25 protein-coding genes are annotated in these 23,138 nt (G+C 68.3%); 20 read left to right on the forward strand and 5 right to left on the reverse strand.

Going from position 1 to position 23,138, the window contains the following annotated elements; genetic code table 11:
* Nucleotides 1–119: 119 nt before the first annotated feature.
* On the reverse strand, nt 120–902 hold the full coding sequence (locus tag IAE60_RS09385) for a C40 family peptidase (RefSeq protein ID WP_425504421.1): 783 nt from the start codon (nt 900–902) through the stop codon (nt 120–122).
* A gap of 119 nt (nt 903–1,021) precedes the next feature.
* Nucleotides 1,022–1,576 (reverse strand): C40 family peptidase, encoded by a 555-nt coding sequence (locus IAE60_RS09390; RefSeq protein WP_185895570.1) that lies wholly within the window; start codon nt 1,574–1,576, stop codon nt 1,022–1,024.
* An 83-nt stretch (nt 1,577–1,659) separates the two neighbouring features.
* On the opposite strand from IAE60_RS09390, the gene IAE60_RS09395 reads away from it, so the two are divergent.
* From IAE60_RS09395 to IAE60_RS09420, 6 genes are all read left to right on the forward strand, one after another.
* Nucleotides 1,660–2,139 (forward strand): FKBP-type peptidyl-prolyl cis-trans isomerase, encoded by a 480-nt coding sequence (locus tag IAE60_RS09395; protein ID WP_162109834.1) that lies wholly within the window; start codon nt 1,660–1,662, stop codon nt 2,137–2,139.
* A gap of 110 nt (nt 2,140–2,249) precedes the next feature.
* Entirely contained in the window at nt 2,250–3,497 is a 1,248-nt protein-coding gene (locus IAE60_RS09400) for a DUF418 domain-containing protein (protein WP_187572057.1), read from the forward strand.
* A gap of 19 nt (nt 3,498–3,516) precedes the next feature.
* A complete protein-coding gene (locus IAE60_RS09405; protein WP_244966543.1) occupies nt 3,517–4,767 on the forward strand; it encodes an NAD(P)/FAD-dependent oxidoreductase in 1,251 nt (416 codons plus the stop codon).
* Nucleotides 4,764–6,119, forward strand: coding sequence for a glutathione-disulfide reductase (gene gorA / locus IAE60_RS09410; RefSeq protein WP_187572059.1), 1,356 nt, complete (start codon nt 4,764–4,766; stop codon nt 6,117–6,119). The genes IAE60_RS09405 and gorA overlap by 4 nt, the downstream gene beginning before the upstream one ends.
* Nucleotides 6,120–6,149: 30 nt before the next feature.
* Nucleotides 6,150–6,926 carry an N-formylglutamate deformylase gene (gene hutG / locus IAE60_RS09415; RefSeq protein ID WP_187572060.1) on the forward strand — a complete coding sequence of 259 codons (777 nt, stop codon included), beginning with the start codon at nt 6,150–6,152 and terminating at the stop codon, nt 6,924–6,926.
* Between the two features lie 100 nt (nt 6,927–7,026).
* A complete protein-coding gene (locus tag IAE60_RS09420; RefSeq protein ID WP_187574717.1) occupies nt 7,027–7,920 on the forward strand; it encodes a DMT family transporter in 894 nt (297 codons plus the stop codon).
* Nucleotides 7,921–7,930: 10 nt separating this feature from the next.
* Here IAE60_RS09420 and IAE60_RS09425 read toward each other — a convergent pair whose 3' ends face one another.
* Nucleotides 7,931–9,073, reverse strand: a complete 1,143-nt coding sequence (locus IAE60_RS09425) for a carboxylate-amine ligase (RefSeq protein WP_187572061.1) — start codon at nt 9,071–9,073, stop codon at nt 7,931–7,933.
* Nucleotides 9,074–9,186: 113 nt separating this feature from the next.
* The gene (gene parE, locus IAE60_RS09430; RefSeq protein WP_187572062.1) at nt 9,187–11,076 is read right to left on the reverse strand and encodes a DNA topoisomerase IV subunit B; all 1,890 of its coding nucleotides are present in this window, start codon (nt 11,074–11,076) and stop codon (nt 9,187–9,189) included.
* A 322-nt stretch (nt 11,077–11,398) separates the two neighbouring features.
* Here parE and IAE60_RS09435 point away from each other — a divergent pair, with 322 nt between their 5' ends.
* The 9 genes from IAE60_RS09435 to IAE60_RS09475 all read left to right on the forward strand — a co-directional run bounded on the left by IAE60_RS09435 (nt 11,399) and on the right by IAE60_RS09475 (nt 18,678).
* Nucleotides 11,399–11,653, forward strand: coding sequence for a hypothetical protein (locus IAE60_RS09435; RefSeq protein ID WP_187572063.1), 255 nt, complete (start codon nt 11,399–11,401; stop codon nt 11,651–11,653).
* A 137-nt stretch (nt 11,654–11,790) separates the two neighbouring features.
* Nucleotides 11,791–13,452 (forward strand): CTP synthase, encoded by a 1,662-nt coding sequence (pyrG, locus tag IAE60_RS09440; RefSeq protein ID WP_162109826.1) that lies wholly within the window; start codon nt 11,791–11,793, stop codon nt 13,450–13,452.
* 149 nt (nt 13,453–13,601) lie between these two features.
* On the forward strand, nt 13,602–14,435 hold the full coding sequence (gene kdsA / locus IAE60_RS09445) for a 3-deoxy-8-phosphooctulonate synthase (RefSeq protein ID WP_187572064.1): 834 nt from the start codon (nt 13,602–13,604) through the stop codon (nt 14,433–14,435).
* Nucleotides 14,436–14,452: 17 nt separating this feature from the next.
* Nucleotides 14,453–15,736, forward strand: a complete 1,284-nt coding sequence (eno, locus tag IAE60_RS09450) for a phosphopyruvate hydratase (RefSeq protein WP_187572065.1) — start codon at nt 14,453–14,455, stop codon at nt 15,734–15,736.
* Between the two features lie 3 nt (nt 15,737–15,739).
* Nucleotides 15,740–16,084: a cell division protein FtsB gene (ftsB, locus tag IAE60_RS09455; protein WP_187572066.1), complete on the forward strand. Its 345-nt coding sequence runs from the start codon at nt 15,740–15,742 to the stop codon at nt 16,082–16,084.
* Nucleotides 16,084–16,776 (forward strand): 2-C-methyl-D-erythritol 4-phosphate cytidylyltransferase, encoded by a 693-nt coding sequence (ispD, locus tag IAE60_RS09460; RefSeq protein WP_162109822.1) that lies wholly within the window; start codon nt 16,084–16,086, stop codon nt 16,774–16,776. Before ftsB ends, ispD begins: the two co-directional genes overlap by 1 nt.
* Before the next feature lie 17 nt (nt 16,777–16,793).
* Nucleotides 16,794–17,285 (forward strand): 2-C-methyl-D-erythritol 2,4-cyclodiphosphate synthase, encoded by a 492-nt coding sequence (gene ispF / locus IAE60_RS09465; protein ID WP_187572067.1) that lies wholly within the window; start codon nt 16,794–16,796, stop codon nt 17,283–17,285.
* Nucleotides 17,282–18,343: a tRNA pseudouridine(13) synthase TruD gene (gene truD / locus IAE60_RS09470; protein WP_187572068.1), complete on the forward strand. Its 1,062-nt coding sequence runs from the start codon at nt 17,282–17,284 to the stop codon at nt 18,341–18,343. The genes ispF and truD overlap by 4 nt, the downstream gene beginning before the upstream one ends.
* A 104-nt stretch (nt 18,344–18,447) precedes the next feature.
* The gene (locus tag IAE60_RS09475) at nt 18,448–18,678 is read left to right on the forward strand and encodes a hypothetical protein (protein WP_162109819.1); all 231 of its coding nucleotides are present in this window, start codon (nt 18,448–18,450) and stop codon (nt 18,676–18,678) included.
* A 7-nt stretch (nt 18,679–18,685) separates the two neighbouring features.
* Here the strand turns inward: IAE60_RS09475 and IAE60_RS09480 are convergent, their stop codons facing one another.
* Nucleotides 18,686–19,231, reverse strand: a complete 546-nt coding sequence (locus IAE60_RS09480; RefSeq protein ID WP_187572069.1) for a Smr/MutS family protein — start codon at nt 19,229–19,231, stop codon at nt 18,686–18,688.
* An 89-nt stretch (nt 19,232–19,320) separates the two neighbouring features.
* Between IAE60_RS09480 and surE the strand changes: the two genes are divergently transcribed.
* The 5 genes from surE to IAE60_RS09505 are packed head-to-tail and all read left to right on the forward strand — an operon-like array spanning nt 19,321 to nt 23,112.
* Entirely contained in the window at nt 19,321–20,100 is a 780-nt protein-coding gene (gene surE / locus IAE60_RS09485; RefSeq protein ID WP_187572070.1) for a 5'/3'-nucleotidase SurE, read from the forward strand.
* The gene (locus IAE60_RS09490; protein WP_187572071.1) at nt 20,097–20,774 is read left to right on the forward strand and encodes a protein-L-isoaspartate(D-aspartate) O-methyltransferase; all 678 of its coding nucleotides are present in this window, start codon (nt 20,097–20,099) and stop codon (nt 20,772–20,774) included. Before surE ends, IAE60_RS09490 begins: the two co-directional genes overlap by 4 nt.
* Before the next feature lie 4 nt (nt 20,775–20,778).
* Complete coding sequence (locus IAE60_RS09495; RefSeq protein WP_187572072.1) at nt 20,779–21,432, forward strand: exopolysaccharide biosynthesis protein; 654 nt, start codon at nt 20,779–20,781, stop codon at nt 21,430–21,432.
* A gap of 31 nt (nt 21,433–21,463) precedes the next feature.
* On the forward strand, nt 21,464–22,243 hold the full coding sequence (locus IAE60_RS09500) for a peptidoglycan DD-metalloendopeptidase family protein (protein ID WP_187572073.1): 780 nt from the start codon (nt 21,464–21,466) through the stop codon (nt 22,241–22,243).
* Nucleotides 22,244–22,254: 11 nt separating this feature from the next.
* The gene (locus IAE60_RS09505) at nt 22,255–23,112 is read left to right on the forward strand and encodes an endonuclease/exonuclease/phosphatase family protein (protein WP_187572074.1); all 858 of its coding nucleotides are present in this window, start codon (nt 22,255–22,257) and stop codon (nt 23,110–23,112) included.
* Nucleotides 23,113–23,138: the final 26 nt, after the last annotated feature.

Genomic DNA, 23,138 nt, shown 5'->3' on the forward strand with positions numbered 1-23,138 from the left:
CGCATCGGCCGGAGGATGGCGGCAGGGCGCCGTGCGGTGCAAGCTGCGCTGCACCGTCGCCCAGAATGCGGAAGGCCGCGCGAGGCGGCCTTCATCGTGTCGCGGAAACCTTCCGGCGCTTACATCGCGACGCGACGACCGCTCAGGTAGCGGTTGGCCCAGTAGCCGGTCAGCAGGCTGTCCACGCGCACGTCCTTGCCACGGCTGGGCGAGTGCAGGAAACGTCCTTCGCCCACGTAGATGCCGACGTGGTTCACGCGGCCCTTCAGTCCGAAGAACACCAGGTCGCCCTGGCGCAGTTCTTCACGTGCCGCGACCAGTTCGGCGTCCGCCTTGCTGGCCATGTCGCGGGACACGCGCGGCAGCTCGATGCCCAACGCGGTACGGAACACGTAACCGACCAGCCCGCTGCAGTCGAAACCGCTGTCGGGCGAGGTGCCGCCCCAGCGGTAGGGCGTGCCCATCAGGGCCAGCGCACGCTGCAGTACGGCCTGGACCTTGCCGCCCTGTTGTTCCTGGGCGACCACGCCTTCCTTGCTCAGGTCGTACGCGGCCAGCAGCTTGCTGATGTCGCCCGCCACCATCGCCGAGCGGTCGACCAGCGGCAGCGTATCGCTGGCGGCCAGGCGCGGAAGCAGGGCGGATAGAGTGGCCGTGGCGGCCTCGGCAGCCTTTTCCTTGACGCTGGTGGTCACCGGCTTGGAGGGCGCCGGAGCGGGGGAGACCACGACATCGGCCGAGGCCGGCGTTGACGCGGCGTCGACGCCCGCCGGGGCAGTCTGTGCCTGCGCGATGGTGGCCATGGCCGTCAGGCCAAGCCCAAGAAGGAGTCGGGAAACCCCACGCGAAGGACGGTGGGTGGCGGCAGGCTGGCCTGTTGGCAGGTCGTCGTCGGTCGTCACGCGGGCGGAGGGTTTAACAAGTCAGCGGCGATAATGCCGCCTGATCGGCGCGATTTGGTTCATAAATCGTTATTTATTCGTTAATTGTGAACGGCCGACGTCACAGAGTTGACCGATTCCTAACGAAGCACGCGTTTTGCGCCGGTGTAGTGGTCCCGCCAGTAGGGGCCGTCCAGATGGTCCAGCCGCACCGTGCCTCCGGTGCTGGGCGCGTGAACGAACCGACCCTCGCCTACGTAGATGCCCACGTGGGTGACGCTGCCGCGGCTGCCGAAGAACACCAGGTCGGCCGGGGCCAGGCGACGGGGTTCGATCTTCGGCCCCTGTACCTGTGCCAGTTCCCGCGAGGTGCGCGGCAGGCGCAGGTCCAGCATGTCCCGGTACACGTAGGTCACCAGGCCGCTGCAGTCGAAGCCGGACTCGGGGGTATTGCCCCCGTACCGGTAAGGGGTGCCCACCAGGCCGATCGCCCGCATCAGTACCGAGGTGGCGGCGGCAGGATCGTCGGCCTGCACGACCGGCCAGTCGCGCTGGGCCGGCGGTGCGGTCCTGTGCGCCTGCGGCTTCGAACCGCCGCATCCGGCCACTGCCAGCAGGGCGCCGCAGAGCAGGGCGGCGGCCCACCGTTGAAGTGGCGCGGGCGCGGGCAAGCCGGGATAATGTCGGACCTTCATCGCGGCGCATCTTCGCCGCATTCCCTTGCGGCCGACAAGCCGCCCCCGTCCTGCCCGCTGGCAGGCCCCGCCCAGAGTCCCGCATGAAAATCGCAAAAGACAGCGTCGTCCGTTTCCACTACACCGTGTCCGAAGTCGGCCAGGAGCCGATCGAGAGTTCGAAGGACCGTGAGCCGCTGGCCATCATGATCGGCCACGGCAACATCATCCCGGGCCTGGAGAACGCCATGCAGGACCGTGAAGCCGGCGACAGCTTCGGCGTGGACGTGGCGGCGGCCGATGCCTATGGCGAGCGCCGCGACGGCCTGACCCAGCGGGTGCCCAAGAAGCACTTCGGCAACCAGCGCCTGGTGCCGGGCCAGCAGGTGGTGCTGCAGACCAACTTCGGTCCGCGCGCCGTGACCATCCAGAAGGTCGGCATGAGCGTGGTGGACGTGGATCTCAACCACCCGATGGCGGGCAAGGACCTGCACTTCGACGTGGAGATCGTCGACGTGCGCGAGGCCAGCCCCGAAGAGATCGAGCATGGTCATGTGCATGGCGAAGGCGGCCATCACCACTGAGCCCCACCACCGCAGCCCTTGCAACGGCCCGCGAAAGCGGGCCGTTTCTTTTGGCATGTGGGAAGCGGCGGGCGGCGTGGTCTAATCCCGGCATCGAACAGGGGAAGGGAATGTCGGCAACGATCACGGGGAACCTGTCACCGATCGCGGTGACCGAGCGCATCGAAGCGATGGACGTGCTGCGCGGTTTCGCGCTGCTGGGCATCCTGTTGATGAACCTGGAGGGCTTCGTCGGGCCGGTGATGGCGGCGGCGAGCGGTGTGGATCCGGCGCTGACCGGTGCCGACCGCATCGTGGACCTGCTGGTCTATGTGCTGGTACAGGGCAAGTTCTACACGCTGTTCTCGCTGCTGTTCGGCATGGGATTCGCCGTGATGTCGCAGCGCGCGGAGCAGGCGGGCCGGCCGTTCGCGGGCACCTATTGGCGGCGCGGGCTGGTGCTGCTGGCGATCGGCGTGCTGCATGCGGTGTTCATCTGGGCGGGCGACATCCTGATGATGTACGCGCTGTGCTCGTTCCTGCTGCTTGCGTTCCGGCCGCTGCCCTACCGCTGGTACGCCTGGCTGGGACTGGCGGCATACGTCGCGCCGATCGCCTTCATGTACCTGATGGGCGCCATGGGGTCCCTGCTGGCCGGCACCGAGGCCTGGGACAAGGTGATGGCGCAGATCGGCGCACAGTTGCAGGCGCTGATCGAAAGCGAACGCGCAGCCTATGGCGGCGGCAGTTATGCGGACGCGACGTGGCAGCGCCTCACGAGCGCCGGCATGGCGCTGAGCAACATCACCATGTTCGGGTTCATCGCCTTCGGGCTGTTCCTGCTGGGGGCCTGGTTCGTGCGCAGCGGCGCCATCGCGCGGCCACGTGAGTTCGGTCGCCTCTATGGGCTGCTGCGCTGGGGTGCCTTGCCGCTCGGCCTGCTGGCGATGCTGGGGTCGCTGACGCTGTCGCCGACGATGGACTTCGCCACCTTCAGCCTACGGCTGTCCACGGCCTTCGCGCTGCAGATGACGGCCAACCTGCTGATGTGCCTGGGCTACCTGGCGTGGATCCTGAAGGCCCTGCAGGCGCCGATGTTCGAGCGGGCGCTCTCGGTGCTGGCGCCCGCCGGCCGCATGGCCCTGACCAACTATCGGCTGCAGTCGCTGGTGTGCACGTGGATCTTCTACGGTTATGGCCTGGGGTATTTCGAGCAGTTGCCGCGCGCATGGCATCCGCTGTTCGCGCTGGTGCTGTTCGGAGGGCAGGTCCTGCTGAGCCATGCCTGGCTGTCGCGCTTCCGGTTCGGCCCGATGGAATGGCTGTGGCGGTCGCTGACCTATGCATCGCCGCAGCCGATGCGGCTGCAGGCGCGGTGATTCGGAATACACTGTCGGGGTGAATCCCCCCCACGACGACGTCCTCATCATCGGTGGCGGCGCCATCGGTCTGGCGACCGCGCTGGCCCTGCTCGACGCCGGCCGCAGCGTCCGCATCCTGGAGGCCGGTGCCGTTGGCGGCGGCGCCTCGCACGGCAACTGCGGCACAATCACTCCCAGCCATGCACCGCCACTGGCCGCCCCCGGCGTGGTGGCGCAGGCGCTGCGCTGGATGTTCACGCCGGACGCGCCGCTCTACCTCAAGCCCCGTGTCGATCCGGCGCTATGGCACTGGCTGCTGCGCTTCGCCGTACGCTGCAATCCGCGCGATTGGCGGCAGAGCACGCAGGCGCGCGCGGCGCTGCTCAACGATGCCCGCGCCCGGCTGGCCGACTGGGTCAGCCGCTACGACCTGCAGTGCGAATTCGAGGAAGAGGGCCTCGATTACGTCTTCCGTGATCCACGCAAGTTCCAGCAGTACGTGGACGAGAGCGTCGTGCTGAAGACGTTCGGCATCGCCACGCAGGTCTTCGGCGGCACCGACTACGAACGGGAAGAGCCGGCCATGCTGCCCGGTGTGGCCGGCGCCATCCGGTTCCCTGGCGATGCACGCCTGCGCCCGGACCGCTATGTGGCCGAACTCGCGCGCGTGGTGCGCGAGCGCGGTGGCGTGATCGAGGAACAGTGCCGGGTCGACCGACTGGAGCCCATGTCCGATGGCGTTCGCCTGGCGACGTCGCAGGGCGAGCGAAAAGGAGGCGACGCGGTGATCGCGCTGGGCGCGTGGACGCCCGCATTCGCGCACCGGCTCGGTATCCGTGCCCCGATCCAGCCCGGCAAGGGCTACTCGATCACCTATTCGCGCCCTGCGCGCGTGCCGCGCCATCCGATGGTGCTGAAGGACCGCTCGGTCTGCGTCACGGTCTGGGGCAGCGGCTTCCGCCTAGGCAGCACGATGGAGTTCTCCGGCCATGACGACACGCTCAATGCGACGCGCCTGGCGGCGCTGGAGCGGGGCGCACGCGAGTTCCTGCGCGAGCCCGTCGGCGCCGAGGTGCACGAGCGCTGGTGCGGGTGGCGACCGATGACCTGGGACGACCTGCCTCTGCTCGGGCGCGCACCGGGACAGCGCAAGGTCTGGATCGCCGCGGGCCACGGCATGCTGGGCATCAGCATGAGCACCGCCACCGGGCAACTGATGGCCGACCTGATGACGGGCCGCCCGCCCGCCTTCGATCCTTCGCCCTACCGACCGGAGCGCTTCGCATGACGCCGCAGGACTTCGACCTGATCGTGATCGGAGGCGGCTCCGGCGGACTGGCCGGCGCTTTCCGTGCGGCGTCGCACGGTGCGCGCGTGGCCCTGCTGGAGCCGAAGGAACTGGGCGGCACCTGCGTCAATGTCGGCTGCGTGCCGAAGAAGGCGATGTGGCTGGCGGCCGAGCTCTCGCAGAAGATCGCGATGGCTTCGTCGCTCGGTTTCGACACGCCGCCGCCGGTACTCGACTGGAGGGAGTTCATCGTCCATCGCCAGCGTTATATCGCGGGCATCCATGCCAGCTACCGCAAGCGGCTGGACGAAAGCGGGGTGGTGCTGATGCCCTGCCACGGACGGTTGCTCGATCCGCACACGGTGGTGAACGCCGATGGCGTGCCGCTGCGTGGGGAACACCTTTTGATCGCCACGGGTGGTCGACCTTCGCGGCCGGACATCCCGGGCGCGGCGCTGGGGCAGGTGTCGGACGATTTCTTCAACCTGTGCGCGGCGCCGCGGCGCGTGGCCATCGTCGGCGGCGGGTACGTGGCGGTGGAACTGGCCGGTGTGCTGCAGGCGCTGGGCAGCCAGGTGGAACTGTTCGTGCGCGGGCCGCGGTTGCTGGACGGATTCGATGTGCAGATCACCGCTGAACTGGCCGACGACATGCGGCAACACGGCGTGCACCTGCGTTTCGGTCATGCGGTGGCCGCGCTGGAGGAGGCGCCCCACGACGGCGTGATCGTGCTGGCGGAAGACGGGACGCGCAGCGAGCGCTTCGGCCGTGTGATCTTCGCGACTGGCCGTACGCCGAATACCGGCGGCATGGGTCTGGAAGACGCGGGCGTGACCACCGATGCGCGTGGCTTCGTGCAGGTGGATGCGTGGCAGGACACGAACGTACCCGGGATCCACGCGGTGGGCGACGTCACCGGTCAGGCCGCGCTGACGCCGGTGGCCATCGCCGCGGCACGGCGCCTGATGGACAGGCTGTTCGGTGGGCAGGCCGAAGCCCGCCTGGACTACCGCGACATCGCCACCGTCGTCTTCTCGCATCCGCCGGCAGGCAGGGTGGGGCAGACCGAAGAAGAAGCCCGCGCCGAGCATGGCGACAACGTGAAGACCTACACCACGCGGTTCCGCCCCATGCTGCACGCGCTGGCCGACTCGCCGCAGCGCAGCCTGTTCAAGCTGGTGTGCGTGGGCGAGGAACAGCGGGTGGTGGGCCTGCACCTGCTGGGCGAAGGTGCCGACGAAATGCTGCAGGGGTTCGCGGTAGCGGTGAAGAAGGGCATCACGCTGGCGGACCTGCACGACACCGTGGCCATCCATCCCACCAGCGCCGAGGAAGTGGTGCTGATGCGCTGAATCCGAGGGGCGCGGCGATACAATGCCGCCATGGATACCTACACGCTGCACCAGGGCACCGCGCCGCTGTTCATCAGCCTGCCGCACAACGGCACGCAGGTGCCCGACGACATCGCCGCACGCCTGACGCCCGAGGCACGCCGCGTGCCGGACACCGACTGGCATGTCGCCGAGTTGTACGACTTCGCGCGCGCGCTGGGGGCTTCAATCATCGTGCCGGTGTACTCGCGCTATGTGGTCGACCTGAACCGGCCCGAGGACGATGTCTCGCTGTATCCCGGCCAGAACACCACCGGCCTCTGTCCCATCGTGCGTTTCAGCGGTGACCCGGTGTACCTGCCGGGCCAGGGCCCTGCGCCGGACGAAATCGCCGCCCGCGTCGACGCCTACCGGCGGCCCTATCACCAGGCGTTGCAGCAGGAACTGGTCCGCATCCGCGAGATACATGGCCGTGCGGTGCTGTGGGAAGGCCATTCGATCCGCAGCGAGGTGCCGTTCCTGTTCGAGGGGCGGCTGCCGGACTTCAACCTGGGTACCGCGGCCGGCGCCAGTTGCTCGCCTGCGTTGCAGCAGGCGCTGGAAGCGGTTCTCGCATCGCAGTCGGACTACAGTTTCGTGGTCAACGGCCGGTTCCGGGGCGGCTACATCACCCGGCACTACGCCGATCCGGCCCACCAGGTGCAGGCCGTCCAGCTTGAGCTGGCGCAGCACACCTACATGGACGAGGACAGCTTCGACTACCTGCCAGGACGCGCCGCGCCCACGCAGGCGCTGATCCGGCGTCTGCTGGAATGCACGCTGGCATGACCGCGCGCCGATGAGCGGGCCGGGCGCGGAGGATGAACTGGCCCAGCCGCTGGATGTGGCACCCGCCGAAGCGGTCGACGCGCCGTCCACCCATTCCGCAATGCGCGCGGTCAGCCGCTCCGGCCTGGGCCTCGCCGCGCTGGGCGCCATCGCATTTTCGGGCAAGGCGATCATCGTCAAGCTCGGCTATCGCTACGGCACCGATGCGGTCACGCTGCTGGCGCTGCGGATGCTGGTGGCGTTTCCGTTCTTCCTGGCAATGGGCACATGGGCCGCACACCGCGCTGCGCCGCTGGCGGCGGCGGACCGCTGGCGCATCCTGTCGCTCGGCTTCCTCGGCTACTACCTCGCCAGCTTCCTGGATTTCGCGGGGCTGGCCTACATCACGGCCACGCTGGAACGGCTGATCCTGTATCTCACGCCGACCTTGGTGGCGCTGATCGGCTGGCTGGCGTTCGGTCGCCGTATCACCCGTCGGCAGGCGCTGGCGCTGCTGGTCAGTTATGCGGGCGTGGCCCTGGCGTTCGGTCACGACCTGCAGGTGGGCGGTGCCGACATCATGCTCGGGGGTGTGCTGGTGTTCGGCAGCGCGCTGGCGTATGCGATGTATCTGGTGGGCAGCGGCGAGCTGGTCGCGCGCGTGGGCGCGGTGCGCCTGACTGCCTATGCGAGCAGCGTGGCCTGCGTGCTGTGCCTGCTGCAGTTCGTGCTGTTGCGGCCGCTGGATGCGCTGGCGCTGCCGTGGCAGGTGTATGCGCTGTCGCTGGTGAACGGAACGCTGTGCACCGTGCTGCCGGTGCTGGCGGTGATGATGGCGGTGGCGCGGATCGGCTCTACGCTGGCCGCGCAGGTCGGCATGATCGGTCCCGTTTCGACCATCGTGCTGAGCCTGCTGCTGTTGGGCGAGCCGATGGGGCCTTGGCAGGTGGCGGGCACGGTGCTGGTGATGGCCGGGGTGTTCATGGTGTCGCAGCAGAAGACCGCCGCCCGATGATCCCGCGCATCTAAGCGGGGGCGCTCGCATCGGCGAGCCAATGCACCACGTGCGACAGCGCGGCAGCATGGCTGTCGCCGGCATCGCGCCGCTCCCGGTAACGCTGCAGTTGCGCGTGGGCGCTGGTGCCCTCTTCCAAGATCCGCCACACGCGCTCGACCTGCCGTTCGCAAGCGAGCGCGCGGATGTCGTCGTCCAGCGCCTCCAGCGTGTTCTCCAGCATCTCACGTACCGCCACCAGGCGACGGCTGCCCAGATCGATCAGTCCGGCATCGAATCCGTGGCGCTGCGCGCGCCACAGGTTTTCCGCCACGATCGCCTGGTCGCCCGCATGCAGGTCCGCGTACAGCGATGGCCTGCGCTCGAGGTGCCGCACCAGACAGCGGTAGAGCTGTGCGATGGCCAGTGCGTCGCACAGGTCGGTGCAGGCATCGGTGACGCGCAGTTCCAGCGTGGGAAAGGCCCGCGATGGCCGCAGCGCCCACCACAGGAAGCTCGCGTCCTGGATCGCGCGTCCATCGGTCATGCGCTGCACGTAGTGGTCGTATTCGGTCTGGTCGCGGAACAGCGGCGGCAGTCCGGTGCGCGGGATCTCCTGATACGCCGTCTGCCGGTAACCCATCAGGCCGGTGGCATGCCCCATCCAGAACGGGGACGATGTGCTCAGCGCCAGCAACAGCGGAAGGAACGGTTGCATGCGCGCCATCAGTTCCACGCGACGGCCGGGATCGGCCGGCTGCACGTGCACGTGCAGGCCACACAGCAAGTTGCGTTGCCCCAGCATCTGCAGCTCGCCCATCACGTGGTCGTAATGGGGCTTGTCGGTACTGAGCTGGCCGCGCCACTGGGCTGAGGGGTGCGTGCCGGCTGCCACGATGCCGAGTCCGTGCCGCTCCGCGACCGCGGCGACAGAGCGGCGCAGCGTGCGCAGGTCCTCTTCGGCCGTGTCAGGGTCATCGTGTACCAGGGTCTGGACTTCGACCTGGGTCTGCAGCATCTCGCTGCCGAAGCGTTCGCCCAGCGCTTCCCGGCATTCGGTGAAGAAGCGCCGCGGCATGTGGCGCAGCCGGCGGCCGTTGCGGCGTACCAGGAAGTACTCTTCCTCGAGGCCGAACGTGTAGGGATGAGCGGCGGGCCCGGATGTGGAGGTCATCTCCGGGTTATCGCACCGGCCGGGTGAACGCGATGTTCAACCGCTGCGCGCCATGGCACTGGTCGCAGGAGAACCAGGCCATCGCGACGGCCCCGCGAGATGAACGGCTGCGATCAGACTTCCAGCGACGCCAGGTCGCCCTTGGTCTCCAGCCACGTCTTGCGATCGCCCGCGCGCTTCTTCGCCAGCAGCATGTCCATCAGGCCACGGGTCTGCAGGTCGTCGTCGACGGTCAACTGCACCAGCCGACGCGTATCCGGGTGGATGGTGGACTCGCGCAGCTGGGAGGGATTCATTTCGCCCAGGCCCTTGAAGCGGGTGACGTTGACCGCGCCGCGGATCTTCTCGCGCTCGATCTTCTCCAGCAGCAGGCGCTTCTCTTCTTCGTCCAGCGCGTAGAACACCTGCTTGCCCACGTCCACGCGGAACAGCGGCGGCATCGCCACGAACACGTGACCGGCGGCGACCAGCGCGGGGAAATGCCGCAGGAACAGCGCGCTCAGCAGCGTGGCGATGTGCAGCCCGTCGGAGTCCGCGTCGGCCAGGATCACCACCTTGCCGTAGCGCAGGCCGCTGATGTCGTCCTTGCCCGGGTCGCAGCCGATCGCCACGGCCAGGTCGTGCACTTCCTGCGAGGCCAGCACGCTGCCCGATGCGACTTCCCAGGTGTTCAGGATCTTGCCGCGCAGCGGCAGGATGGCCTGGAAATCCTTGTCGCGCGCCTGCTTGGCCGAACCGCCGGCCGAGTCGCCCTCCACCAGGAACAGCTCGGTGCGCGACAGGTCCTGGCTGATGCAGTCGGCCAGCTTGCCGGGCAGGGCAGGGCCTTGGGTGACCTTCTTGCGGACGACCTGCTTCTCGGTCTTCAGTCGGGCGCTGGCGCGCTCGATGGCGATCTGCGCGATCTTCTCGCCCAGGTCGACGTGCTGGTTCAGCCACAGGCTGAAGGCGTCGTGCGCCGCGCCTTCGATGAAGCCGGCGGCCTGGCGCGAGGACAAGCGTTCCTTGGTCTGGCCGCTGAACTGCGGGTCGGTCATCTTCAGCGACAGCACGAAGGTCACGCGGTCCCACACGTCTTCGGGCGCCAGCTTCACACCGCGCGGCAGCAGGTTGCGGAAGTCGCAGAACTCGCGCAGCGCGTCGGTCAGACCGCTGCGCAGGCCGTTGACGTGGGTGCCGTGCTGCGCGGTCGGGATCAGGTTGACGTAGCTTTCCTGGACCAGTTCGCCTTCGGGCACCCAGGCCACGGCCCAGTCGACGACTTCGCTGTCCTTCTTCAGCTGGCCGACGAACAGATCCGGCGGCAGCAGTTCGCGGCCGGCCATCTCGCCCTTGAGGTAGTCGCGCAGGCCATCCTCGTAATGCCAGCTGTCGCGCTCGCCGGTGGCTTCGTCGAACAGGGTGACGTTCAGACCCGGGCACAGCACGGCTTTCGCGCGCAGCAGGTGGCGCAGGGCGCGCACGTTGAACTTCGGCGTATCGAAGTACTTCGGGTCCGCCCAGAACCGCACGCGCGTGCCGGTGTTTTTCTTGCCGACGCTACCCACCACCTCCAGCGGCGTGGCGCGGTCGCCGTTGCGGAAAGTGATGCGGTGTTCGCTGCCGTCGCGCTTGATGTGCACTTCCACCAGGGTGGACAGCGCATTCACCACGCTCACGCCCACGCCGTGCAGGCCGCCGGAAAAGGTGTAGTTCTTGTTGCTGAACTTGCCACCCGCGTGCAGCCGCGTGAGGATCAGTTCCACGCCGGGGATCTTCTCCTCCGGGTGGATGTCCACCGGCATGCCGCGACCGTCGTCGCTGACTTCGCAACTGCCGTCCTTGTAGAGGGTGACCTCGATGCTGCCGGCATGGCCGGCCAGCGCCTCGTCCACCGCGTTGTCGATGACTTCCTGCGCCAGGTGGTTGGGGCGCGAGGTGTCGGTGTACATGCCGGGCCGGCGCTTGACCGGGTCAAGGCCGGAAAGGACTTCGATGTCGGCGGCGTTGTAACGACTGCTCATGGGGTCTGCGGCGTCTCAGCGGGGCGGTGCGGCGCCCGGCAGGGCGTCGCTGGTGGGTGGATTGTAGTGATAGTCGCCAGGGAAACTCTCGCCGGTCCCAACGTCGCGCCGTGGCGGCGGCACGCGGTCCGGCGGCGCACGGGACGTGGAAAAATGCATTCGACATCCTCTGCCGGCGGCGTCAGGGTGCGGCAGTGTGCCGCCTGCCCCGGATTTTCGCCATGTTCAGTTGCACCGGCTGAAACTGCGCGCGTGGACAGGGACGCCCTTGGGATCGCCGCCCGGCGCCCCCAGATTTCCGCCATCCACGAGGAGCCTTGCCATGAAGTCCCGCAACCTGTTGCTGCTGTCCGCCGCCGCTGTCGGCGCGCTGTTCGCGGTCCAGGCGTTCGCCCAGTCCAAGACCGCGACCGACGCCGACAAGCCCAAGCAGGACCAGTCCCAGACCAGTGATCCTTCCGATCCGGAAGCCAAGGCGCGCCGCCGTGCGGCCAACGAGGCCGCCGCCAAGCAGCGCAAGGCCGCCGAGGGCCAGCAGAAGAAGGGCGGCGAGGAAGAAGAAGAGCGCAAGCCCTGATCCAGGTCTTCCCGGAAACCCTTGCAGCGCAAGGGTTTCGAGGCGCTTCGATGCGTCAGGACGCCCCGCTTCGGCGGGGCGTCGCGCTTCCGGGCGACACGTGTTGCCTGTAGACTATGGCTTTCCGGAGCCCCGCCATGACTCCCCTGATTTTCGTTACCGGCGGCGTTGTGTCCTCGCTAGGCAAGGGCATCGCCGCCGCTTCGCTTGCGTCCATCCTCGAAGCACGTGGCCTGAAGGTCACGATGATGAAGCTGGACCCCTACATCAACGTCGACCCGGGCACCATGAGCCCGTTCCAGCACGGCGAGGTGTACGTCACCGACGACGGCGCCGAGACCGACCTGGATCTGGGCCACTACGAGCGCTTCGTGCGCACGCGCCTGAGCCGCAAGAACTCCATCACCACCGGCCGGATCTACGAGAACGTGATCCGCAAGGAGCGCCGCGGCGACTACCTGGGCGCCACGGTGCAGGTGATCCCGCACATCACCGACGAGATCCGCCGCTGCATCGACGAGGCCACCGAAGGCTTCGACGTGGCGCTGGTGGAGATCGGCGGCACGGTGGGCGACATCGAGTCGCTGCCGTTCCTGGAAGCGATCCGCCAGATCCGCACCGAACGCGGCCCCGAGAAGGCGCTTTTCATGCACCTGACGCTGGTGCCGTACGTGGCCGCTGCCGGCGAGTTGAAGACCAAGCCCACCCAGCACTCGGTGAAGGAACTGCGCTCCATCGGCATCCAGCCCGACGTGCTGCTGTGCCGCTCCGAGCAGCCGATCCCCGATTCCGAGCGTCGCAAGATCTCGCTGTTCACCAACGTGCCCGAGCGCGCCGTCATCAGCGTGCCGGACGTGGACGTGCTGTACCGCATCCCGATGGGCCTGCACGGGCAGGGTCTGGACGAGATCGTCCTGCGCCAGTTCCGCATCGACAACGCGAAGGCCGCCGACCTGTCCGAGTGGGAAGCCGCGGTAGACGCCACGCTCAATCCGCTGGACGAAGTGACCATCGCCGTCGTCGGCAAGTACGTCGACCACCAGGACGCGTACAAGTCGGTGGGCGAGGCGCTCAAGCACGGCGGGCTGCGCCAGCGCACGCGCGTGAACCTGAAGTGGATCGAGGCGCAGGACCTGGAAGGCACCGACATGGCCCTGTTGCAGGGCGTGGATGGCATCCTGGTGCCGGGTGGCTTCGGCGACCGCGGCTTCGAAGGCAAGGTGCTGACCTCGCGCTTCGCGCGCGAGCACAAGGTGCCGTACTTCGGCATCTGCTACGGCATGCAGGCGGCCGTGGTCGACTATGCGCGCCACGTGGCGGGCCTGGTCGACGCCAACAGCACCGAGAACGACAAGCAGTCGCCGCACCCGGTCATCGGCCTGATCACCGAGTGGCGCACCGCCGCCGGCGAGATCGAGAAGCGCGACGAACGTTCCGACCTGGGCGGCACCATGCGCCTGGGCCTGCAGGAGCAGCGCCTGAAGCCCGGCACGCTGGCGCGCGAGCTGTACGGTAAGGACGTGGTGGCCGAGCGCCACCGCCATCGTTACGAGTTCAACAACCGCTACCGCACCCAGCTGGAAGACGCTGGTCTGGTGATCGCCGCCAAGTCGATGGACGACCTGCTGGTGGAAATGGTGGAACTGCCGCGCACCGTGCATCCGTGGTTCCTGGCCTGCCAGGCGCATCCGGAATTCCTGTCCACGCCGCGCGACGGTCACCCGCTGTTCGTCGGCTTCATCCGTGCCGCGCGCGAAAAGAAGGCCGGCGGCAAGCTGTTGAAGGAAGCGCGGGCGTAAATGCATGCCCTTCTCCCGCCGGGAGAAGGGGCCCTGAAGGGGCGGATGAGGGCCCGGCGGAATCGGGTATGTTCCAGCCTCCGTATTCCGCCGTACCCTCACCCCAACCCCTCTCCCGGGGGAGAGGGGCTCAAACGAGAGGTTTGTGAATGAAGCTTTGTGGATTTGACGTCGGCCTGGACCAGCCCCTGTTCCTGATCGCCGGCCCGTGCGTGATCGAGTCGATGCAGCTGCAGATCGACGTCGCCGGTCGCCTGAAGGAAATCACGGGCAGGCTGGGGATGAACTTCATCTTCAAGTCCAGCTTCGACAAGGCCAACCGTACCTCCGGTACCAGTTTCCGCGGCCCGGGCATGGAAGAGGGCCTGAAAGTGCTGGACGCGGTGAAGAAGCAGATCGGCGTGCCGGTACTCACCGACGTGCACGAGTACACGCCGATGGACGAGGTCGCCGCCGTCGTGGACGTGCTGCAGACCCCCGCCTTTCTCGTGCGCCAGACCGATTTCATCCGCAAGGTCTGCTCCGCCGGCAGGCCGGTCAACATCAAGAAGGGCCAGTTCCTCTCGCCGTGGGACATGAAGCCCGTCGTCGAGAAGGCCAAGTCCACCGGCAACCAGGACATCATGGTCTGCGAGCGCGGCGCGTCGTTCGGCTACAACAACCTGGTCAGCGACATGCGCTCGTTGAGCGTGATGCGCGACACTGGCTGTCCGGTGGTGTTCGATGCGACGCATTCGGTGCAGTTGCCGGGCGGGCAGGGCAGCAGCTCCGGCGGCCAGCGCGAGTTCGTCCCGGTGCTGGCGCGCGCGGCGGTCGCCGTGGGCGTGGCGGGCCTGTTCGCTGAAACCCACCCGGACCCGGCCAAGGCCTTGTCCGATGGTCCGAACGCCTGGCCGCTGGACAAGATGGAAGCGCTGCTGGAAACACTGCTGGCGCTGGACTCCATCACCAAGAAGAACGGTTTCCTAGAATCCACTCTCTGAGCTGAGCAGACGACACGATGACGACCATCGCCAAGATCCACGCCCGCGAGATCCTCGATTCCCGCGGCAATCCCACCCTCGAAGCCGAGGTCACGCTGGACGACGGTTCCTTCGGTCGCGCCATGGTGCCGTCCGGTGCCTCGACCGGCACCAAGGAGGCCGTGGAACTGCGCGACGGCGACAAGACCCGTTACCTGGGCAAGGGCGTGCGCAAGGCGGTGGAGAACGTCAACGGGCCCATCGCGAACGCGCTGCACGGGTTCGACGCCACCGACCAGGAAGGCCTGGACCGCCGCCTGATCGACCTGGACGGCACCGAGAACAAGGGTCGCCTGGGCGCCAATGCGCTGCTCGGCGTGTCGCTGGCCAACGCGCATGCGGTGGCGGCCTCGAAGAAGCAGCCGCTGTGGCAGTACCTCGCCACCGGCGACGTGACCCTGCCGGTGCCGATGATGAACATCATCAACGGTGGTGCGCACGCGGACAACAACGTGGACTTCCAGGAGTTCATGGTGCTGCCGGTCGGCTTCGACTCTTTCGCCGAGTCGCTGCGCGCCGGCACCGAGATCTTCCACTCGCTGAAATCGGTGCTGAAGGGCCATGGCCTGAGCACGGCGGTCGGCGACGAGGGCGGTTTCGCACCGGACTTCCGCAGCAACGTGGAAGCGCTGGACACCATCCTGGAAGCCATCGGCAAGGCCGGTTACACCGCGGGCGAGGACGTGCTGCTGGGCCTGGACGTGGCCTCCAGCGAGTTCTTCGACAACGGCAAGTACCACCTGGTGGGCGAGAACAAGCGCCTGACCAGCGAGCAGTTCGTCGATTTCCTCGCCGACTGGGCCGCGCAGTACCCCATCATCACCATCGAGGACGGCCTGGCCGAGGACGACTGGGCGGGCTGGAAGCTGCTGACCGACCGGATCGGCAAGAAGGTGCAGCTGGTCGGCGACGACCTGTTCGTCACCAACCCGAAGATCTTCAAGGAAGGCATCGAATCCGGCACCGCCAACGCGATCCTGATCAAGGTCAACCAGATCGGCACCCTGAGCGAGACGCTGGAAGCGATCGCGATGGCGCACCACGCGGGCTACGCAGCGATCGTGTCGCACCGTTCCGGCGAAACCGAGGACACCACCATCGCCGACATCGCGGTGGCCACCACGGCGACCCAGATCAAGACCGGTTCGCTGTGCCGCAGCGACCGCGTGGCCAAGTACAACCAGCTGCTGCGCATCGAAGAAGCGCTGGGCAGCAAGGCGCGCTATGCCGGCCGCAACGCCTTCGTGTCGCTGAAGAAGTAATCCATGCGCAAGGCGCCCTGGCTCCTGCTGGTGCTCGTGCTGCTGCTGGGATGGCTGCAGTACAAGTTCTGGTTCGGCGTCGGCAGTTCGGGCCAGGTCGTCGCGCTGGAACAGCAGGTCGCGGCGCAGAAGCGCGAGAACGCGGGCCTGCAGGAGCGCAACGACGCCCTCGCCGCCGAAGTCGAGGACCTCAAGTCCGGCGAATCGGCGGTGGAGGAGCGCGCGCGCAGCGAGCTGGGCATGATCAAGCCGGGCGAGACGTTCTACCGCGTGGTGGAGCCGGTGCCCGCCACGCCTGCGTCGGCCGATCCGGCGTCCGCCGACGCGGACGAAGAGGCGGCGCCCTGATGGCCGGTGTCTGGGCCGTGGTCCCTGCCGCCGGCCGTGGTACCCGTTTCGGAAGCGAACTGCCCAAGCAGTACCTGACCGTGCACGGTCGCCCGCTGCTTGCCTGGACGCTGCAGGCCCTGTTCGCCCATGACGCCGTCGAAGGCGTGGTGGTGCCGCTGTCGGAGAACGATCCGGACTGGCCGGGCTGGACGGATTACGAGGGCCGGCCGCTGATCGCCTGTACCGGCGGCGCGACCCGGGCCGCATCCGTGCTTGCCGGTCTGCAGGCACTGCCGGCCAGCGTGCGCGCGGATGATTTCGTGCTGGTGCACGATGCGGCCCGCCCGAACCTGGGGCGGGAAGACCTTGCCCAACTGCTGGAACGCGGCCGGAACGATCCGGTCGGTGCGATCCTTGCCGCGCCCGTGCGCGACACCCTCAAGCGCGCGGGCGACGATGGCGGGATAGACGGCACCGAGCCGCGCGAGCGGCTGTGGCGCGCGTTCACCCCCCAGCTGTTCCGCCGCCTGCAACTGACCCGCGCGCTGGAAGCCGCCACGGCCGAAGGCGTCGAAGTCACCGACGAGGCCATGGCGATGGAGCGGCTGGGTCTGCGCCCCTTGCTGGTCGAAGGCGCGGAAAGCAACTTCAAGATCACCACGCGCGCGGACCTCGAACGGTTCGAATTCGAGCTTTCGCGCCGCACCTGAGCCCGCACGGTATCGCCATGCCCGACACCTTGAACATCCGCATCGGCCAGGGCTTCGACGTCCATGCCTTCGGCGACGGCGACCACGTCATGCTGGGCGGCGTGCGCGTGCCGCACGCGCGCGGCGTACAGGCGCACAGCGACGGCGACGTGGTGCTGCATGCGCTGTGCGACGCCATGCTGGGCGCGCTGGCGCTGGGCGACATCGGCAAGCACTTTCCGCCTTCCGACGATCGCTGGAAGGGCGCCGACAGCCGTGCGTTCTTGCGGCATTGCGACGCGCTGCTGCGCGAACGCGGCTGGCGCGTCGGCAATGCGGACGTCACCGTCATCTGCGAGCGTCCGAAGGTCGGGCCGCACGCCGATGCCATGTGCGCCTGTGTGGCCGAAGACCTTGGCATCGAGGTGGGCGCAGTCAGCATCAAGGCGACGACCAGCGAGAAGCTCGGCTTCACCGGCCGCGGCGAGGGCATCGCGGCGCAGGCCGTGGTGCTGCTGGTGAAGGCATGAGCGAGCCGCTGCCGCGCGCGTTCGGCGCGCCGGTGCTCACCGCGCAGTACCGTTGCGTGCCGGAGGACTTCTTCGTCGAGGAACTGGCGGGCTTCGACCCGTCGGGCGAAGGCGAGCATCTGCTGCTGACGGTGGAGAAGCGCGGCATGAACACGGCCTTCGCCGCCAAGCGCATCGCAGCCTGGGCGGGCATCGCCGAGATGGGCGTGGGCTATGCGGGCCTGAAGGATCGCCATGCCGTCACCCGTCAGCGTTTCAGCGTGCACCTGCCGCGCAAGGTGGCGCCGGATCTGGCGGGCCTGGTGTCGGACGATCTCAAGGTCATCGAGGCCTCATGGCATTCGCGCAAGCTGCCGCGGGGAGCGCTGGCCGGCAACCGCTTCGAACTGGTCCTGCGGGATGTGGCGGGCGATCGAACCGCCATCGAGGCGCGGCTCGGCGACATTGCCGCGCACGGCCTGCCCAACTGGTTCGGCGAGCAGCGCTTCGGCCGCGATGGTGGCAATGTGGCGGCGGCGCTGGCGATGTTCGCCGGTCGCCGGGTGCGACGTGACCAGCGTTCGCTGCTGCTCTCGGCCGCGCGTTCGGAGCTTTTCAACCGGGTGCTGGCGGCCCGTCTGGCCGACGGCAGCTGGAATCGCGGCCTGGAGGGCGAGGTCTGGATGCTGGCGGGCAGCCGCAGCGTCTTCGGCCCCGAGCCCTGGAGCGGGACGCTGGCGCAGCGCCTGGCGGATTTCGACATCCATCCGACGGGACCGCTGTGGGGAAAGGGCGCCTCCCGCGCGGAAGCGGCCGCCCGCGACTGCGAAGAGGCCGCGTTGCGGGCCGGCGATGCGTTGGCGCTGAGGGCCGGCCTTGAACAGGAAGGCCTGCGCCAGGAGCGTCGTGCCCTGCGGCTTCGCCCCGAGGGGCTGGCGTGGGAGTGGCCCGATTCATCGGTGCTGCGGTTGAGCTTCGCGCTGCCGCCGGGCAGTTATGCGACGGCGGTGCTGCACGAACTGGGCGAGGTCGGAGAGGCGTCGCGACTGGTCTCCGACCGTTTGTCGGAAGACCGCTGAGGGGACTGGAAGCCTGCTGCAGCAGGCGTATAAGCCGAAGGTGAGCCGGAGGCGCGCTCCGGTGTACTGGATGTCATGTCCACCCCAACCGACGGGAGGTCACCATGAAACGTCTCAGTCTCGTGTGCGGAACACTGCTTCTGGCCGCATTGTCGGCAGGCTGCACCAGCACGCAGAGTGCGATGCGCGATGCGCCGCTCATGCAGCGCGAAACCCAGATCGACCAGGTCTACGTGGCCTATGTGGACGGCGTGGCCAAGCAACGCGGCACGCGCGTGGTCTGGGTGAACCCGCCGAAGCGGACCGTCATCAAGCCCATCGCCTCGACGAACTGACGCCCGCCTAGCGGCGACGCGCCAACAGCACCAGCACCGCACCGGTGCCGCCCTGTGCCGGCGGCGCCGAATGGAACGCCATCACGTCCGCGCGCTGGCGCAGCAGGCGGTCGACCAGATTCTTGATCACCGGTGCACCCGCGTCCGCGCGCTGGCCCTTGCCATGGATGATGCGGACGCAGCCGTACTCGTGCAGAGCGGCATCGGCCAGGAAACGCCGCAGAAGGCCCTCGGCCTGCGCGGCCGTGGCGCCGTGCAGGTCCAGTTCGTCCTGCGCCGCGTACTGCCCCCGCTTCAAGCGCTGGAATGCGCGTGCAGGCAGCGCGTCGCGGCGATGGCTGAGCGTGTCGCCAGCCGCCAGCGGCTCAAGCGCATCCAGTCCTCGCAGAAACTCGCTGCGTGCATCCAGATCGTCGCGTTCGGCCATGCGCGCGCGGGGCCTGGGCGGCGCCTTGCGCGGCGGCGGCGGCGCGTCTTCCATGCGGCGCACTTCGCCGATGGCATCGCGGAACAGCGCAGCGTCGTCGTCTTCGGGCGGATCGGGTCGGGCCATGCCGCCAGCGTAGCCGCATCGTCCTGCGACGCAAGCGCGGGAAGCATCGGCGCGGTTCCGGTATCATGGGCCCGTCCCCGAGGAAACCCATGCGCGTACTGGTCAGCAACGACGACGGCGTCGACGCCCCCGGCATCCGAATCCTGGCAGAAGGCCTGCGCAGTGCGGGCCATGAAGTGTATGTGGTCGCCCCCGACCGCGACCGCTCGGGCGCCAGCAACTCGCTGACGCTGGATCTGCCCATCCGGCTCAAGCGCATCGATCACTACACCTGCAGCGTCGCCGGCACGCCCACCGACTGCGTGCACCTGGCGCTGACCGGAATGCTGGAGTTCGAACCGGACATCGTGGTCTCGGGCATCAACAACACCGCCAATATGGGCGACGACGTCATCTACTCCGGCACCGTGTCGGCGGCGATGGAAGGGCGTTTCCTGGGCCTGCCGGCCGTGGCGATGTCGCTGGCCACCAAGAACCACGACGCGAAGCACTACGAAACCGCGGCGCGCGCGGCCGTTGAGATCGTGGCGCGGCTGAAGGCCGATCCGCTGCCGGCCGATACCATCCTCAACGTCAACGTCCCCGACATGGCCTGGGCCGACGTGCGCGGCTTCGAGGTCACCCGCCTGGGCAACCGTCACCGTTCCGAGCCCTGCGTACCGCAGCCGGACCCGCGTGGCCACACGGTGTACTGGATCGGGCCGGCCGGACGCGAGCAGGACGCGGGCCCGGGCACCGACTTCCATGCCGTGCGCATGGGGTACATCTCGATCACACCGATCCACGTGGACCTGACCCGTTACCAGGCGCTGGAGAAGGTCGCAGGTTGGGTCGGCGGGCTCACCGCCGCGCTGGAGGCGTCGGCGTGACGCCGCGCTTGCGCCTGCAGCCCGAAGCGGTGGGCATGGGCATGACCTCGCAGCGTGTGCGTGATCGCCTGGTCGAGCGCCTGCGCGAGGCCGGCATCGTCGACGAGCGCGTTCTCAACGCCATCCGTACGCTGCCGCGCCATCTGTTCGTGGACGAGGCGCTGGCCACGCGCGCCTACGAGGACACGGCGCTGCCGATCGGCCACAGCCAGACCATTTCCCAGCCCTGGGTGGTCGCGCGGATGACCGAGGTGCTGCTGGAGAATTCGCCGAAGAAGGTGCTGGAGATCGGCACCGGGTCCGGCTACCAGGCCGCGGTGCTCGCCACCCTGGGCCTGGAGGTCTACACGGTGGAGCGGATCGGCGATCTGCTGCGCCAGGCCCGCAAACGCCTGCGCCAGTTGGGCCTGAACGTGCGCAGCAAGCACGACGATGGCCGCATCGGCTGGGCCGAGCACGGTCCCTACGACGGCATCATCGTGACCGCGGCAGCGCCGGCGCTGGTGCCGGTGCTGGTCGAGCAGTTGGCGGTGGGCGGGCAGCTGGTGGCACCGGTCGGCGGCAGCGGTTCGCAATCGCTGGTGCGGCTGGTGAAGCGCGAAGACGGCAGCGTGCAAGAAACCACGCTGGCGCCGGTGGTGTTCGTGCCGCTGCTGTCGGGCACGCTGGACTGAGCGCATGACCGACGCACCGCATACGGAAGCCGCGGATCCGGCCGCTTCGCTGGGCCAGCAACTGGCCGACATCATCGAACGCCTGCCACCCGACGCCTTGAGCCTGGGCGAACTGCTGGAAGTCTTCAGCGATGAAGGCCTGCTGCTGCTCACCATCCTGCTGACCCTGGTGTTCCTGATCCCGGTGTCGATCCCGGGCGTGAGCACGGTGTTCGGCGCGGCCATCCTGCTGGTCGGCGTCAGCCGCCTGATCAACCGGCCCTTGTGGCTGCCGCAGCGGGTCAAGCACAAGGCGTTGCCGGCCGCGCGCCTGCGTCCGGGCCTGACCGCCGGCCTGGTCTGGGTGCGGCGCATGGAGAAGATCAGCCGCCCGCACCGGCTGCGACTCTTCGTCGACGGACCGGGGCAGGGCGTGATCAACAACCTGGCCTTCATCCTGGCCGCCCTGCTGCTGATGGCGCCCTTCGGATTCGTGCCATTCAGCAATACCCTGCCAGCCTTGGCGCTGTTGTTGTACGCCATCGGCTTCATCCAGCGCGATGGTGGCGCGATCCTGCTGGGCCATCTGGCCAACATCGGCACGATCGTCTATTTCAGCGTGCTGATCGGGGGCGGTGGCGTGGCCGTACGCGAACTGTTCCAGCGGCTGACCGGCTGAGAACATGCCCTGTGAGGAAACGAAGCGACGCATGACCACGACGATCCGTTCCGCCCGCCGCATCACCTCCGTCGTCCTGATCGGACTGGTTGTCGCGCTGCTAGGCGCCTGCTCGACCACCGTGGTGCGCGAGCCTTCCGCGTCGTCCGCCACCCGCAAGCCCTCGCAGGGAAAGCCGGGCGCGACCGTGCGCGTGCAGCGCGGCGACACGCTGTACGGCATCGCGTTCCGCAATGGCGTGGACGTCAACGACCTGGCCCGCTGGAACGGGCTGGGCGCGCCTTACACGATCTATCCGGGGCAGACGCTCAAGCTGTATCCGGGCAGCAGCAGGCCGACCACGACGCCTCCGCGTTCCACCGCCGGCACCACGACGCGGCCCACGCCGCCGCCGGCGCCGGTGACCCGGCCTGCACCGGTGCCTGCGCCGGCGAACAGTGGGTTCGCCTGGCGATGGCCCGCGGAAGGCCATCTGATCGGGCGGTTCGTCGGCGGCGATGCGACCAAGCAGGGTATCGACATCGCCGGCAGCAGCGGCCAAGCGGTGCGTGCGGCAGCCGACGGCGTGGTGGTGTACTCCGGCGCCGGCCTGGTCGGTTATGGCGAGCTGATCATCATCAAGCACAGCGAGCAGTGGTTGTCCGCCTACGGCCATAACCGCAAGCGCCTGGTCAACGAAGGCCAGAACGTGAAGGCCGGCCAGCAGATCGCTGAGATGGGCAGCACCGGCGCCGCGCGCGAGATGCTGCACTTCGAGATCCGCCACAACGGCAAGCCGGTGGATCCGTTGCAGTACCTGCCGGCGCGATGAACCGGGTCAGGATGGCACGTGCAGGTTTCGTCGCCGTGCTGTGGAGCGTGCTGCTCGGCCTGGCCGGAGGCTGTGCGTCGACGGCCATGACGCCGGCAGACAGCCCGGCCACCGTGGATGCGGTGACGCTCAACCTCTGGCACGACAAGCAGGACTGGCCGCGCAGGCAGGATGCGATCGTCGCGGACCTGCGCGCGCGGGGGGCCGATGTGATCCTGCTGCAGGAAGTCCTGCAGGATGTGGCGCTGCCCAACCAGGCGCAGGTGCTGGCTTCACGATTGGGCTACCAGTACCGCTTCTTTTCCGCCGATGCGCCAACTCAGGCCCGCCGCTACGGCAACGCGATCCTGGTGCGGGGCACGATCGAGGCCTCCCGCGAGGTGAAGCTGGCGCCACTGGACGACTACCGCAACGCCGGCTGGGTGCGGACGACGGTCGATGGCCGCCCGCTAAACGTCTACGTGACGCACTTGCACCACACGCCGGAGGGCGGCGCGATACGGGCCGAACAGATCGCCGGCGTGCTGACGCTGATAGGCGAGACGGCGGGCGACGCTCCCTCGATCATCGGCGGCGACTTTAATGCGCGCTCTGATATGCCCGAACTTGCGCCGCTGCGCGCGCGCTTCGCCGAGGCCTATTCGGACGCGCATCCGGGCGTTGACGCGAACGCGCCGGTGCATACCACGCTCAATCCGCACCTGGGCCATGCGCCGATCCGCATCGATCACGTGTTCGCGCAGCGCGATGCGTTCCGCGTCGTCGACGCCGACATCATCCTCGACCAGCCCGATGCGACCGGCGCCTGGCCGTCCGACCACTACGGCGTCTGGGTGCGACTGATGTACAGCGACGTTCCCCGCCGGTAGCCGCGCGCGGCGTGCGCGCACCCGTG

The organism is Pseudoxanthomonas mexicana (assembly GCF_014397415.1).
In the GTDB taxonomy this organism is placed as follows: Bacteria; Pseudomonadota; Gammaproteobacteria; order Xanthomonadales; family Xanthomonadaceae; genus Pseudoxanthomonas_A; species Pseudoxanthomonas_A mexicana.